The organism is Flavobacterium plantiphilum, from assembly GCF_046000495.1.
Lineage (GTDB): Bacteria > Bacteroidota > Bacteroidia > Flavobacteriales > Flavobacteriaceae > Flavobacterium > Flavobacterium plantiphilum.
In genome coordinates this window covers 84,389-96,940 of the sequence record NZ_JBELQA010000007.1, presented here as the reverse complement: position 1 = coordinate 96,940, position 12,552 = coordinate 84,389, and the positions used below count along the sequence as shown (strand labels likewise).

The 12,552-nt window shown below is 33.1% G+C and carries 13 protein-coding genes and 1 pseudogene; 6 read left to right on the top strand and 8 right to left on the bottom strand.

The genetic code is table 11. The features are described 5' to 3' along the window. Window positions 1–101 precede the first annotated feature (101 nt). The gene (locus ABS764_RS12885) at window positions 102–545 is read left to right on the top strand and encodes an adenylyltransferase/cytidyltransferase family protein (protein ID WP_408082212.1); all 444 of its coding nucleotides are present in this window, start codon (window positions 102–104) and stop codon (window positions 543–545) included. Between the two features lie 100 nt (window positions 546–645). Here the strand turns inward: ABS764_RS12885 and ABS764_RS12880 are convergent, their stop codons facing one another. Further along, window positions 646–1,251, bottom strand: coding sequence for a YciE/YciF ferroxidase family protein (locus ABS764_RS12880; protein WP_408082211.1), 606 nt, complete (start codon window positions 1,249–1,251; stop codon window positions 646–648). A gap of 246 nt (window positions 1,252–1,497) precedes the next feature. Here ABS764_RS12880 and ABS764_RS12875 point away from each other — a divergent pair, with 246 nt between their 5' ends. The 3 genes from ABS764_RS12875 to ABS764_RS12865 all read left to right on the top strand — a co-directional run bounded on the left by ABS764_RS12875 (window position 1,498) and on the right by ABS764_RS12865 (window position 5,661). Then, entirely contained in the window at window positions 1,498–1,893 is a 396-nt protein-coding gene (locus ABS764_RS12875; RefSeq protein WP_408082210.1) for a YidH family protein, read from the top strand. 149 nt (window positions 1,894–2,042) lie between these two features. Then, window positions 2,043–2,402: a hypothetical protein gene (locus tag ABS764_RS12870; protein ID WP_408082209.1), complete on the top strand. Its 360-nt coding sequence runs from the start codon at window positions 2,043–2,045 to the stop codon at window positions 2,400–2,402. A gap of 82 nt (window positions 2,403–2,484) precedes the next feature. Beyond that, complete coding sequence (locus ABS764_RS12865) at window positions 2,485–5,661, top strand: CheR family methyltransferase (protein ID WP_408082208.1); 3,177 nt, start codon at window positions 2,485–2,487, stop codon at window positions 5,659–5,661. Window positions 5,662–6,039: 378 nt separating this feature from the next. Here ABS764_RS12865 and ABS764_RS12860 read toward each other — a convergent pair whose 3' ends face one another. From ABS764_RS12860 to ABS764_RS12850, 3 genes and pseudogenes are all read right to left on the bottom strand, one after another. After that, the gene (locus ABS764_RS12860) at window positions 6,040–6,891 is read right to left on the bottom strand and encodes a pirin family protein (protein WP_408082207.1); all 852 of its coding nucleotides are present in this window, start codon (window positions 6,889–6,891) and stop codon (window positions 6,040–6,042) included. A gap of 5 nt (window positions 6,892–6,896) precedes the next feature. Beyond that, window positions 6,897–7,211, bottom strand: a pseudogene (locus ABS764_RS12855) (DoxX family protein); the annotation flags it as partial. A gap of 82 nt (window positions 7,212–7,293) precedes the next feature. Next, complete coding sequence (locus ABS764_RS12850; RefSeq protein ID WP_408082206.1) at window positions 7,294–7,902, bottom strand: FMN-dependent NADH-azoreductase; 609 nt, start codon at window positions 7,900–7,902, stop codon at window positions 7,294–7,296. A gap of 104 nt (window positions 7,903–8,006) precedes the next feature. Between ABS764_RS12850 and ABS764_RS12845 the strand changes: the two genes are divergently transcribed. Beyond that, a complete protein-coding gene (locus ABS764_RS12845; RefSeq protein WP_408082205.1) occupies window positions 8,007–8,348 on the top strand; it encodes a winged helix-turn-helix transcriptional regulator in 342 nt (113 codons plus the stop codon). Between the two features lie 29 nt (window positions 8,349–8,377). Here the strand turns inward: ABS764_RS12845 and ABS764_RS12840 are convergent, their stop codons facing one another. From ABS764_RS12840 to ABS764_RS12830, 3 genes are all read right to left on the bottom strand, one after another. Beyond that, window positions 8,378–8,851 carry a nuclear transport factor 2 family protein gene (locus ABS764_RS12840; RefSeq protein ID WP_408082204.1) on the bottom strand — a complete coding sequence of 158 codons (474 nt, stop codon included), beginning with the start codon at window positions 8,849–8,851 and terminating at the stop codon, window positions 8,378–8,380. A 72-nt stretch (window positions 8,852–8,923) separates the two neighbouring features. After that, window positions 8,924–9,733 (bottom strand): SDR family oxidoreductase, encoded by an 810-nt coding sequence (locus tag ABS764_RS12835; RefSeq protein ID WP_408082203.1) that lies wholly within the window; start codon window positions 9,731–9,733, stop codon window positions 8,924–8,926. Window positions 9,734–9,774: 41 nt separating this feature from the next. Further along, window positions 9,775–10,185, bottom strand: coding sequence for a GlcG/HbpS family heme-binding protein (locus tag ABS764_RS12830; protein WP_408082202.1), 411 nt, complete (start codon window positions 10,183–10,185; stop codon window positions 9,775–9,777). A 174-nt stretch (window positions 10,186–10,359) separates the two neighbouring features. Between ABS764_RS12830 and ABS764_RS12825 the strand changes: the two genes are divergently transcribed. Next, window positions 10,360–11,274 (top strand): helix-turn-helix domain-containing protein, encoded by a 915-nt coding sequence (locus tag ABS764_RS12825; protein ID WP_408082201.1) that lies wholly within the window; start codon window positions 10,360–10,362, stop codon window positions 11,272–11,274. Here the strand turns inward: ABS764_RS12825 and ABS764_RS12820 are convergent. After that, complete coding sequence (locus ABS764_RS12820) at window positions 11,268–12,518, bottom strand: site-specific integrase (protein ID WP_408082200.1); 1,251 nt, start codon at window positions 12,516–12,518, stop codon at window positions 11,268–11,270. The two genes, ABS764_RS12825 and ABS764_RS12820, sit on opposite strands and share 7 nt — an antisense overlap. Between the last annotated feature and the right edge of the window lie 34 nt (window positions 12,519–12,552).

The following is a 12,552-nucleotide window of genomic DNA, read 5'->3' as shown; positions in this document are numbered from 1 at the left end:
GAATTATAACAGAAAATTTGAATAAAAAATAAAAAAGATAATGTCATGCTAATTAACAGCTTGTCTTTTCTTTAAATAATGTTTAATTAAAAATACAGAATATGGAACTTAAAAAAACAATAACAGGTATCACTTTTAGCGCTTTTGATTTACTACATGCAGGTCATGTTAAAATGCTTGAAGAAGCAAAATTATATTGTGATTATCTGATTGTAGGTTTGCAAACAGATCCTACCTTAGACAGACCTGAAAAAAATAAACCCACACAATCTGTAGTGGAACGATATATCCAACTTAAAGCCTGCAAATTTGTAGATGAAATTGTTCCTTATGCAACGGAACAGGATCTTCAGGATATTCTTCAGGCATTCCCTATTGATGTCAGAATCATTGGCGAAGAATACAGAGATAAAAATTTTACTGGTCGTGAATATTGTGAAAGCACGGGTATTAAACTTGTTTTTAATAAACGCAGTCACCGTTTTTCCAGCAGTGGATTAAGAAGAGAAGTTTATGAATGTGAATCTTCAAAATTAATCGGATAGATTCGAATTTTTATCTGAATCTAAGTTGGTAAAATACTTATAAAAAAACCGGCCATCTGAAATTTTTCAGATGGCCGGTTTTTTAAATTATTCTGAAGATTTATGCTTCTTCATCATCTTCATCATCTTCTTCTGCTGCTTCAAAATTGATGTTATTGTAGGCAACATCCGTCAAGAGTGTATCAGCTTCTTTTTCTTCTTCTAAAGTTTGTTGTAATAAGGCTAGCGCATCCTCTTCTCCTAAAGTTTCTGCAAAAGCAGCCAATGTTCCGTAGCTGGCAATTTCATAATGCTCAATTTTTTGTGAAGCAGCAATTATTCCCGCATCTCTTACCGGCCCTGATTCGGTTTCTTCTATGATGCTTTCGCCTTCTTTAATTAAACCTTCCATAGCATCACATTTCTTTGCAGATGCTTTTTTGCCTATGAGCTCAAACACTTGTTCTAACCGGGAAACCTGTTCTTCGGTAACAGTAAGATGATCGTTTAAGGTGCTTATAAGATTTTCAGAAGTGGCATTTTTAGCCATTTTAGGCAATGCTTTTGTTAAAGCTTTTTCTGCCCAGTAGATATCTTTAAGTGAATCTTCAAAGAGTTCTCTAAGTCCTTCTGCAGCTGATGATTTTCCTTTTGTGTTTTTATTTGATTTCGTTTTTGTTGCTGCACTTTTAGTTTTAGTGCCCGCTGTGCTTTTTGTTGTTTTCATAATTTTTTGAATTAAAATATTAATAATTAATTCTAAAAGTAAGCAGTTCACTAAAGCGCTTTTTATATAATTATTAGTAGTAATTATAAAATTAGCACTTTTAGTTTTTTTACTATTAGCACAGTTTAATAAGCTGATTTATAATTATGTAATTTCATATTATAATTCTGTAAAACATAACGTCTTTAAGCTTTCTAAATTTATAAACAGATAAATAATGTTACTGTAATTTGAATTTAAACCGATATGAGTAAAAATAACAAACCTGTAATTTCCGAACATTTCGATAATGAAAGAACTTTCCTGTCATGGATTCGTACTGGAATCGGAATTATGGTATTTGGATTTGTTTTGGTTAAATTTTCTTTAGTTGTAAACGATTTACCGGCCAGTTTTTTTAATGGAACTGATATACCAAAAAACGGATTTACCATTTTTATAGGGATAGCACTTGTAATTACAGGAGCTATAATGATACTTTTAGCTTATCTAAAATACAGGCAGGTACACAGAGAACTGATTGAGGGTAAATTTCTTTATTCTACCGTATTATTGACTGTTTTAACGGTAGTTATTTTTATTATGAGTATGATAATAATTGCTTATTTGATTATGGCAGCTTATCCGATGATTTTTGAATAATTGTCATCAGATGGAAATTATATAACGACCGGTATATATTATATAAATTACAATTGATTCAGACTTATACATTTACATCAAAGATTTAATTAAATCAAAAAAAAGCATTTAAAAATTGATGTAAAAAATAAATCAAAAATCCAATTATTATGAATTTAGACAGAAGAGAGAATTACAGTCAGGAGCACTTGTATTCTCAAGACCGCACAAGCCGTTATAATGACAGGAATACTAATCCGGATTCTCTGGATAATTCCTATCTTGAAGATGATGAACAATATATAAATCCCAATCTTCATAAAGATGATTTTGAAGAAGAAATTCCTTCAGATATAAGGAATGATTTTGAGGAAGAAGATCCATTGGTCAATGAGGATGATTTTGAAGATGAACCTCTTGAAGAAGACGATGATTTTGACCAAGAAGACACGTATGATGATGAATTTGATGATGATTTAAACAATGATGATTTTGATAATACTGATCCTAACGATCCACGCATTTTTTAACCCTTATCAAAAATGAGAAAAACCGCTTGGACTACAGCAAGTGGTTTTTCTTGTTTTTTACCGATAAATTTTTTACTATTCTATGGAAATCCTTATTAAAAAAAAACTACAAGCCGATATGTCCAATCTTTTAGTAGTAGGTATTGGTATTTCTATTGGATCATTAGAAACATTAAAAAAAATACTTTTAGCGATACCTCAGGATTCCGGAATAGCATTTATAATTATAAGACACACAGAAGATTTACCAGCAAATTTAGCTGAAATACTATCATCAAATATTCAAATTCCTGTTAATGAAATTATTAACGATATACATTTAGAGCCCAATCATATTTATATTATGCCCGAAAAAAATTTTCTCACCACATCTTCTGGCATACTAAAACTGAAACAAATTACACGGAATGAAAGGCAGGGTAGTGGCACCGATATTTTTTTTGAATCCTTAGCTGAAGTATATAAAAGTGCTGTAGTGGGATTAATGCTGGGTTCAGATTCTAATTTTGAAAGTATAAGGGGATTTAAAAAAATAAAGGAAGAAGGTGGAATTACGATAATTCAAAAGCCCGATAAAACAGCTTTTAGAGGGATAACCCAACATCTCAGAGATAACTATGTAGCTGATTATGTAATGACAACAGAGCATTTTCCTTTTGAAATGCTTCAAATTCAAAAAAAGTATCCAGCATATATTAATGCTAATAATCAGGAAAATATTCCTCAGGATAAAAAAGAATTATTCAGGAGAATTATTGAACTCACAGCAGAAAAGCATCAGCATGATTTCAGTAATTACAAACAGGCTTACTTAAGAAGACGTATTGTTATAAGAATGACTGTTTTACAAAAAGATAGTGTAGAGGGATACTATAATTTTCTTCAGAATAATAAAACGGAACAGGATATTTTATTTCATGATTTTTTATTTTCGGTTAGTTATTTTTTCAAAGATTCAGACTATTTTGAAAATTTAAATGAAATTATTTTTCCGTCATTAATCAGCAATATAAATGATAACACCTTGCGTATCTGGATTGCAGGATGTGCAACTGGTGAAGAAACCTATTCCCTGGCAATTAGTCTTCATGAATATCTGTTAAAAAATAAACTTAGTGGTATGAAAGTTCAAATTTTTGCCACTGACTTATCTGAAAGAGCTATTATAAAAGCCCGATCAGGGATTTATTCTAATTTTGATGTGCAGCAGATAAATAAAGAAAGACTGCAAAAATACTTCATTAAAAGCAACAGAGAATATCAGGTTTGTAAAGTAATTCGCGATATGTGTGTATTTGCAGTACATAATTTTGTTAAGGATCCTCCATTTGCTAAAATAGATTTTGTTAATTGCCGCAATGTTTTAAAATATTTTAATCCCTTTTTACAAAATAAGGCCTTACTATCCTTTTATTATTCACTGAATGATAAAGGAATTCTTTTTATTGGAAAATCAGAAACAATTAATTCTGTAGAAGGTTTGTTTGAAGCTACAGGGAAAACACAAGAAATCTATATACGTAAAGCTGCTCCTGAACAAGATTCAGTACAAGTATTTACTGCTGTTGAAAATAATTTCCAGGAAAAAGTTAGTGTTTCTGAATTTAAAACCCAAACAGAAACAGATTTTCAAAAAATAGTGTCTGATATTTTATTTTCTAAATACACTCCGGCGTGTGTAGTTATTAATGAAAATATGGAAATTGTTTATTTTCATGGTGATACAAGTTCATTTTTATCTCCATCACAAGGAAAACCCAGTTTTAATATTTTAAAAATGACAGATGAGGAAGTCAGGATAAAATTACAGATTGCTATACTAAAAGTAAAAACAGAGAAAAGAAATATCCGTGAGGACCGTATTGAGGTTAAAAAGAAATCCTGTTTTATATCCTTTGAGATTGTAGTACCTCAGAATAATGATTCGCATTTGATAATTATTTTTTATAACGAAGCAATTAAAAGTAAAAAGAGAAATGAAAACCTGTTTATTGGCGGAAAACAAAAAAATACTACAGAAGTTACAGATGAAAATCATTTGGTAAATGAAGTTTTAAGAGCACAAAGTCAGGAATTAGCTTCTGCTAAAGAGGAGCTATCCTGTATAAATGCTGAACTCAGAGAAAATCAGAAAGAATTAGTAAAGGCTTTAGATTATGGAGAAGCTATTATTAATACTATTCATGAGCCCTTATTAATTATCGATGATTACTTTTTTATTAAAAAAGCCAATCAGGCATTTTATCAGTGTTTTAAAACAACAGAGGCTGAAATTGAAAATCAGTCCTTGTTCGAAATAGGAAACTGTCAATGGAATATTCCGGGTTTTAAGGAACAAATTTCTAAAATACTAAACGAACAACTCGTCATTGAAAAAAGTAAAGTAGAAATAGTATGTGATGGTATTGGAAAAAAAATAATGCTGATAAATGCTGGTCCGATTCAAGTTTTAAATGAAGACCATATTCTTTTAACATTTAATGATATCACGGAATTAGTAAATGCTAATGAGTTATTAGTAGCTAAGAAATTAGAAATACAAAAATACCATCATCAACTGGAAGCATTTACTACTGCGGCCAGTGATGTTTTGCATGAGCCGCTTCGTAAGATACATATGTTTAGTAAAAGAACTTTTGATAACGAAAGTAATATTAGCGAGCTGGGAAAACATTATTTGGAGCGTATTCAATATTTAGTCACTAATATGAGTCAGTTAATAGACGATGTTATTAATTATTCAAGAGTTAATTTTCTGGAAAGAGAATACAAAAAAACAGATTTAAACAAGCTCTTTAAAAAAATTATCCGGGATTTGAAAGAAATAATTAGTCAAAAAAATGCTGAGATTCTGGTTGATAACCTGCCTGAATTGAATATCATACCACAACAGATTCAACAATTGTTTACACAGCTGATTATCAATTCTCTGATATTTACAAAAGAAGGCGTTATTCCTCAAATAAAAATTGAAGCTCATACGCCATCTCATAAAGAAATTATGGATTGGAATGGAGAACCAGAAATCAATTATGTGAAAATTTGTATTATTGATAACGGAATAGGTTTTGAAAAAGAGTATGAAACCACAGTTTTCAATCCTTTCTACCGCTTGCACCAAAACACATTTAAAGGTAGTGGATTGGGACTTACTTTAGTAAAAAAAATTGTTGCCAATCATCAGGGTTTTATTAAAGCTGTAAGTAAAAAAAACAGGGGTACTACCATGATAATCTACATTCCGATGACACTCAGTTAACAAGAAAGACTATCCGAAAACAACAGTCTTACAGATAATATTATCAAAAGCATATTGAAAATAATTTTTATGGTCATTATTAGCTTGAGTGAGAACTTGAATTTTTAATTGTAATCTAAATTTAAATTCAAAGCTGATGAGTGAGTTATGTAATTTCTTTTTTTGTTATATAATTCTCATGAAGATTTTTTGAAGTTTTATCTAATCTGAGTGTTGTGTACTTTGTTTTATTTTTTCGTAAAAAAACAAATAAAAAAAACGGGAATCCTTATAAATAAAGGCTTCCCGTTTTGTTGCGGAGAAAGAGGTTCCCTTCTTTGCCATCATCATAATGTTTGAAATTCATATTTTCTGTTTTTAAAATTGTTATTCTTTTACTTAATAGCTTATTCTTTGCTTTTCAGGCAAATTATCCAAATGGGACATTTCCCCATTGCGGTACTCTCTGTATAGTCTTGAAATATCTGCATCAGTATCCCCAATGAATGGCCCGTGGGAAACTACAGGAACATTATGCGAGTGTGCTGCAAACAATACAAAGTGTGCTTCTTCAAGTGATTGTAAATTAATTTCACTTGCTCCTTTCTCTGAACTTTTATTTAGCCATCCAGCTTGTCCTGCTTTAATTGTTTTATCTCCAATTTGTATGCTTCCTTCCAGCACATAAATTAATCCGTTTTGAACAGCAGGTATTTCCTGAGTAATGTTCTGATTTACTTTCATCTTGAAATCAACTAATGTAAGCGGTGTATAATTCATAAGTGGCGAAGTCAACCCATTGCTACTTCCACTATATACACGAATTTCATATTGTTCCTTTTTGATTGTAGGGACATTTTCCAAGAAGATTTTTTGCCAGAAAGGTTCTGTCCATCTTTTTTCAGGAGGCAAAACCAACCAAACTTGGAGAATGTGAAGGTTTTGTTCTGATGAAATCTCTTCTGTATGGATGATACCTTTACCAGCTGTCATCAATTCAAAGCTTCCAGTTTTCCAATTCTTTTCGTTACCTTTCAATACCAAGGTTAGTGTTTCAAATCCTGCGTGCGGATGTGCACCACCAACAGGTTCACCACCCGGAAGATTAAGTTTGTCATCCATAAATAGTATGAATGGATCGGAATTCCGATAAGGAGTTCCTTCAAAAACAGCAGAAGCGCTGTGTCCTGTTCCTAAAAACCCTTGGTGCCAACCAGATTGGGTAATTTTAGATATGGCTCTTTGTGTCATTATTATTAATTTTTTGTGTTTATTAAAAGTCTTTCTCTCAATTCCGGATAACGGATAAAGGCAGTTATCCAAAGGATTATTTGAAAACCAACAGCTATTGCAATGGGTTGTTGATGCTGTAAGTGTGTTGCTATAGCTCCCCCTAAGTAAGATGCCAGAAACAGTGTTCCTAAAATTCCTGTTCTCGGGATGATGAAAAGTATCAATGAGATAATTTCTATAATGCCAATAAACTGGTAAGTTGCTGAATCGATTCCGAAATCGGAAGCTTGTGTCAGTGCGGTTTCGTTTTGAGTGAGCTTCAGAAAAGCACTCATAGCTAAAAAAAAAACCGAGAATGATGGTTAATGCCCATCCTGTAATTTTGAGTGCTTTTTGTGACATAATTTTTCTTTTTTTTAATTAATATGCAAATGATTCATCTACTGTCTGAATGGCTTTAGGCATGGCAGTTTCTTTGATACCTGGAATGGCAACACCTTCAACCCTGAAAGCGACAACATCCTGAATCCCAATAAAACCAAGGATATTTCGCAAGTATTTTTCCGTAAAGTCATAATCTTTCATAGGCCCTTCAGAGTAAATACCTCCGGAAGCAATAGCCAGATAAACTTTTTTGTTTTTAACCAATCCTTCCACTCCGTTTTGAGTATAGCGGAAAGTAACCCCAGATCTTGCAACATGGTCAATCCAAGCCTTTAGCGAAGAAGGAATAGTAAAGTTGTACATGGGAACATCAATCACTATTATATCCGTTTGCATCAGCTCATCAATAGCATCATTTGAATACTGTGCTGCATTCTTTAGTTCGCTTGATAGATTTTCTACCGGAGTAGCAAAAGAGGTAAAATGGATTTCGTTAAAATGTGGAAGTTCATTTTGTGCCAGATTGCGAGTATGAATTTTCGAATCAGGGTACTTTTTCAATAAATTTTTTAAAATGGCATTACCCAATTGATAGCTTTTGGATGATTTACCGTTAAAACTGGTTTCTAATCTTAAAATTTTCATGATTTCTTTTTTTGTTTAAAATTGTTATACAAAGTTCAGAATAAATACTATACATTTGATATCTGTTACAAAAAGGATAGTACTTACAAAAAGAATAGTGCATTATGATACATACGGCAGAAAGTTGTGGAAAAGCAAAGATGGCAATAAGAGATACACTTGATGTAGTAGGCGGAAAATGGAAGCTTGTCTTAATCTCGGTCTTGAGAAGCGGGAAAAAAGGCTTTAATGAATTGTCAAGGGAGGCAGGTATTTCACCTCGAATCCTTTCAAAAGAATTAAAAGAATTGGAAATGAACGCGCTAGTCAATCGTGAGGTCTGCAATACCAAGCCAATTACAGTTCAGTATGAATTAACTCAATATAGCGAGACATTGAGCGAGGTTTTACTTGCTATGGAGAAGTGGGGATATGAGCACAGGCAGAGGGTTGTTACAGGGGGTTGATTTACCATACCTGATGCTCTATAAGCTTTTCAGTCTATACTGATTCTCTGCATGATGTCTGCAAACTCGATTCCATCCAGAAACGCTACAACTTCTGTAATCTTTCCGTTTTTCATTTTCATATACCAGGAATATGAAGAACGATAAGTTTTGCCATCCAAAGCTATAGCTTCACCATCCCATAAAACAATAACCATGTCATTGTCAACAAAAATATTGCGTATTGTTGGCTTTATTTTCACTTTCAGTTTTTTGTTAAGCGGAATAATGACGGTGTCCAAAAACTCCTGTTTTGATTTATAAACTTTGGAATATGATGTAGAGCCTGTTATTTCCCAGTGCATATCTTCTGTAAGCAGGTCGAAAAAATTTCCGATTCCATTATGCCAGTTTTGGAATGCTTTTGTGATAATGTCTTTATTTAAAGATTCTTCTTTGCTGTAATTTTGAGCATTTACTGTAATTGAAAAGATAATCATAAGAATTGGTATTAGAGATTTCATTGTATTGAGTTTTATAATTGTTTGAAAATGAAAGCAAACCCTAGCTCTCGCTTAGGTTTGCTTTTGTTGAGATTAGATGGTATTTTCCCAGGCTTTTAATTGATGGTCTTTCAACATATCTTCAATCACTTTAGGAACAACGTTTCTGAATTTACCCTCATCTGAAGGTACGATTTCGATCATGCGGTCAATCATTTCTGTTGCATCCATTTTTCCTTCTGGAGTGGCGAAGAAATCATCAAAGCCTTTGCGTAAATCTGCTCTTTTGGTAAAGTTCACTTCATCGTCTAACCAACGGAATGGGTTGTCTGCCATTGTTTCGTTGTAACCCGTATAGTAAGCCCCAGGATTGATGGTCTGTACTTTAATTCCGTAAGCAACAAGTTCCTGTTGCATTGCTTCTGCGAAAGATTCCAAAGCATGTTTGGTTGATACATAAGTTCCCCAATTTGCAGGTGTGAACAAGCCACCCATTGAAGAAGTGAAAACTACTTTTCCTTTTTTACCTTCTCTTACCCATCTTTGAACAACACCTTGTGTAAGAACTAAAGGCAAAAAGACATTCACTTCGTAGTTTTTTCTTACGATATCAACCGGAATTTCCCAAACTGGTCCTGCTTCGCCCATACCGGCATTGTTCCAAAGGATGTCAAAATCCCATTTTAAGGCTTGCTTGATGTCGTATTGGTCGGTAAGGTCTAAACGTTCTACACGGATTTTGTCTGATAAACCCAGTGCTGTAACTTCCTCTCGAAGAGGTGTAACCTGTGATGAAACATGTACTGTTGCGATAATGTTGTGTCCGTTTTTAGCCATTCCGATTGCTGCTCCTTTTCCGAATCCTGAACCTGATCCTGTGATTAAAATTGTTTTTGTTTTCATTGTTTCTAATTTTTAATGTTAATGATTAATTGATTTGATTTTTAATTAGTTTTTTGATTTAAAATTTCCGCTCCAGAGGTTGCGATTTGAAGGTCTTCCGAAACGGCTCCTCCTGAAACACCTATATAACCGATAATCTCGTCGTTCTTAAGGATTGGAAGCCCACCTGCAAATCCTACCAAACCATCGTTTGTAGCTGTCATTCCGTAGGTTCCTGCTTCAGGTTTTAGATATTGTCCTACGTTTTCGCTACTTGTTCTGAAAAGGCTTGCTGTTTTAGCTTTCTTAATAGCGATGTCCATTGAACCCAAAAAAGCATCGTCCATTCTTTCAAAAGTTTTAAGATGCCCTGCCGTGTCCAAAACTGCAATGTTTGCATTTACGTTAAGCTGTACTGCTTTGGCTTTTGCCTGTTGTACAACTTGTCTTGATTCATTTAGATTAATTTCCATAATTTTTGATTTTTAAAATTTTTAATATTTGCTGTTTCATTTTGATATGACAAAGTTGCGCCAGATTTGGATACTACTTTATAGGAAAAAAACGCCTGTTTTTATGAAAATCAAACCTTTTGAAAAAATTGCAGGATTTTTTTAAATTTATAAATCAAAAAAACTCTGACATATATGAAAACAGCTTTAGACCTTAAAGAAATAGACCTTCTTCGCAGTTTCCCGGAACTAACCCCGATTTATAGAGAGACACATGACTCCAAATTAATCAAGGTATTCAATCGCGAAATTGAGGATTGCAGAAATTATCTATCCGCCAATAGAAGGGATTTCTATAAGATTCTTATGATTACTGGAGGAGATGGGATTTTTACTTTGGGACGCAATCAATATATAATTGATAAACCAACAATGATTTTTATTCATCCGAACGATATTATTTCCTGGAAGAAAACTTCGGGGGAATCAGCCGGATATTATTTGCTTTTTAAAAAAGTCTATATCAATCATCATCCAACATTGACTGCCACGATGGAAAGACTTGCTTTGTTTAATGATAAATCCAAAAGCGTTATTAGCGTCGAAGAAAATGATTTGCCAGGCTTTATTCGACTGTGGGAAAGTATGTATAACGAACAGGAGAACCCTTTAGGATGCGAAGCGATACAGGCCTATATGCAACTATTGATGATTGACAGTGCAAGAATGTCAAAAACGATCGTTCCGGAAAGCACAGGTGAAGATTATGACCATATCCATCGTTTTTTTGGATTATTGGAAGAGGAAATTTCTAAAATAAACTATGAAAAACCCATAAAACTCAGAACAGCTCAGGAATTTGCCGCTTGTATGGATCTTCATCCTAATTATCTGAATCGGATATTAAAAAAGCGTACAGGTCAAAATGTAAGTACCCATATCAAAGGAAGACTTTTAGACGAATGCAAAGCACTTCTATTACAGACAAGCTGGTCGATGGAACAAATCAGTTATGCAGTTGGATTTTCAGACCAACCAAATTTCAATTTCTTCTTTAAAAAGAATACAGGGTTTACTCCGAATGCTTTTAGAAAAGGAGTTTCTCATTGATTTACTAATTTGATATTATTACTGACCAGTTTATTATTCAGTTTTTCTTTAGGTATTAACATATTTTTTCCAACTTTTCTATCTAATACTTTTGCATAGTGTTGCGTAGTTCGAAGGTTTTTATGCCCAAGTATTTTGCTTACACTTTCAATAGGAACACCATTTGTAAGCGTCACAGTCATTGCAAAAGTGTGTCTGGCAATGTGAAAAGCTAATTCTTTTTCTGTTTCACAAACTCCAGCAATTTCTTTTAGATACTTATTCATTTTTTGATTGGATAGGATAGGGAGTAATTTTTCTTGATTGCTGCTTTGTGAATGGTCAGCATATTTATCAATAATCATTTGTGTTAATGGAAGGATTGGAATTTTAGAAGCACTTTCGGTTTTTTGTCTATGGGTGAATATCCATTTTTCACCGTCGATACCATAGCTTATGTGTGATTTGGTGAGATTCTTAACATCAATATAAGCGAGTCCGGTAAAGCAGCTAAAAACAAAGATATCACGAACTAATGATAGTCTGTCGGTTCCAAAATCTTTATTGATTATATCTTGGATCTCGTTTTCTGTAAGATACACTCTTTCTACTTCTTTGATCTTGGCTTTATAATTTGCAAAAGGATTTTTCTCTAACCAATGATTGGCCAAACAGATTTTGATAATCTTGCTGAAGTTCTTTATGTATTTTACTGCCGTATTATTGGCGCAATTCCGAACCGTTCTCAAGTAGAATTCGTAATCCGTGATAAATGCATGGTCTATCTTTGTAATATCAATATCTGAAACTTTGTACTTCCAGATTAAAAAGTCTTTAGTGTGCTTTAAAGATGTTTCATAGCGTTCTAATGTTCCGGGAGCATATTCTTTTCCAATTAGTTCTTTTATTTTGCTATTGTGATCCTGAAAGATAGGGATGAGGTTGCGTGTTCTTTCCGTTGAGCCAGATAGTCTATTTCTAAATTCTTCTATATTGAATGAATGACCATCTTTCAGTATTTCAAATTCAATGGTATTGATTTTATTTTTTATAAAATCAAGAATGCTATTTATTGAACGTGCTTCTTCTGAATTCCCTTTCATCCGGCTTGTAGTAGAGGACCACTTAGCCGGATCAATGAATTTTTTAGTGCTGTACTCTAACCTTTTTCCATCTACAGTCAGCCTAACGTAAATTGGAAAAAGCCCTACTGAATTGCTTTTTGTTGATTTTGCATAGAAGTGCAAGGTGGTTTTTACTTTCATTTTGTTAACCTTTAAATTATAGAATAAGTTATAA

Coding starts and splice junctions, on each gene's coding strand:
- ABS764_RS12885 (WP_408082212.1), top strand. CDS start 102: ATGGAACTTAAAAAAACAATAACAGGTATCACTTTTAGCGCTTTTGAT.
- ABS764_RS12880 (WP_408082211.1), bottom strand. CDS start 1,251: ATGAAAACAACAAAAAGCACAGCGGGCACTAAAACTAAAAGTGCAGCA.
- ABS764_RS12875 (WP_408082210.1), top strand. CDS start 1,498: ATGAGTAAAAATAACAAACCTGTAATTTCCGAACATTTCGATAATGAA.
- ABS764_RS12870 (WP_408082209.1), top strand. CDS start 2,043: ATGAATTTAGACAGAAGAGAGAATTACAGTCAGGAGCACTTGTATTCT.
- ABS764_RS12865 (WP_408082208.1), top strand. CDS start 2,485: ATGGAAATCCTTATTAAAAAAAAACTACAAGCCGATATGTCCAATCTT.
- ABS764_RS12860 (WP_408082207.1), bottom strand. CDS start 6,891: ATGACACAAAGAGCCATATCTAAAATTACCCAATCTGGTTGGCACCAA.
- ABS764_RS12850 (WP_408082206.1), bottom strand. CDS start 7,902: ATGAAAATTTTAAGATTAGAAACCAGTTTTAACGGTAAATCATCCAAA.
- ABS764_RS12845 (WP_408082205.1), top strand. CDS start 8,007: ATGATACATACGGCAGAAAGTTGTGGAAAAGCAAAGATGGCAATAAGA.
- ABS764_RS12840 (WP_408082204.1), bottom strand. CDS start 8,851: ATGAAATCTCTAATACCAATTCTTATGATTATCTTTTCAATTACAGTA.
- ABS764_RS12835 (WP_408082203.1), bottom strand. CDS start 9,733: ATGAAAACAAAAACAATTTTAATCACAGGATCAGGTTCAGGATTCGGA.
- ABS764_RS12830 (WP_408082202.1), bottom strand. CDS start 10,185: ATGGAAATTAATCTAAATGAATCAAGACAAGTTGTACAACAGGCAAAA.
- ABS764_RS12825 (WP_408082201.1), top strand. CDS start 10,360: ATGAAAACAGCTTTAGACCTTAAAGAAATAGACCTTCTTCGCAGTTTC.
- ABS764_RS12820 (WP_408082200.1), bottom strand. CDS start 12,518: ATGAAAGTAAAAACCACCTTGCACTTCTATGCAAAATCAACAAAAAGC.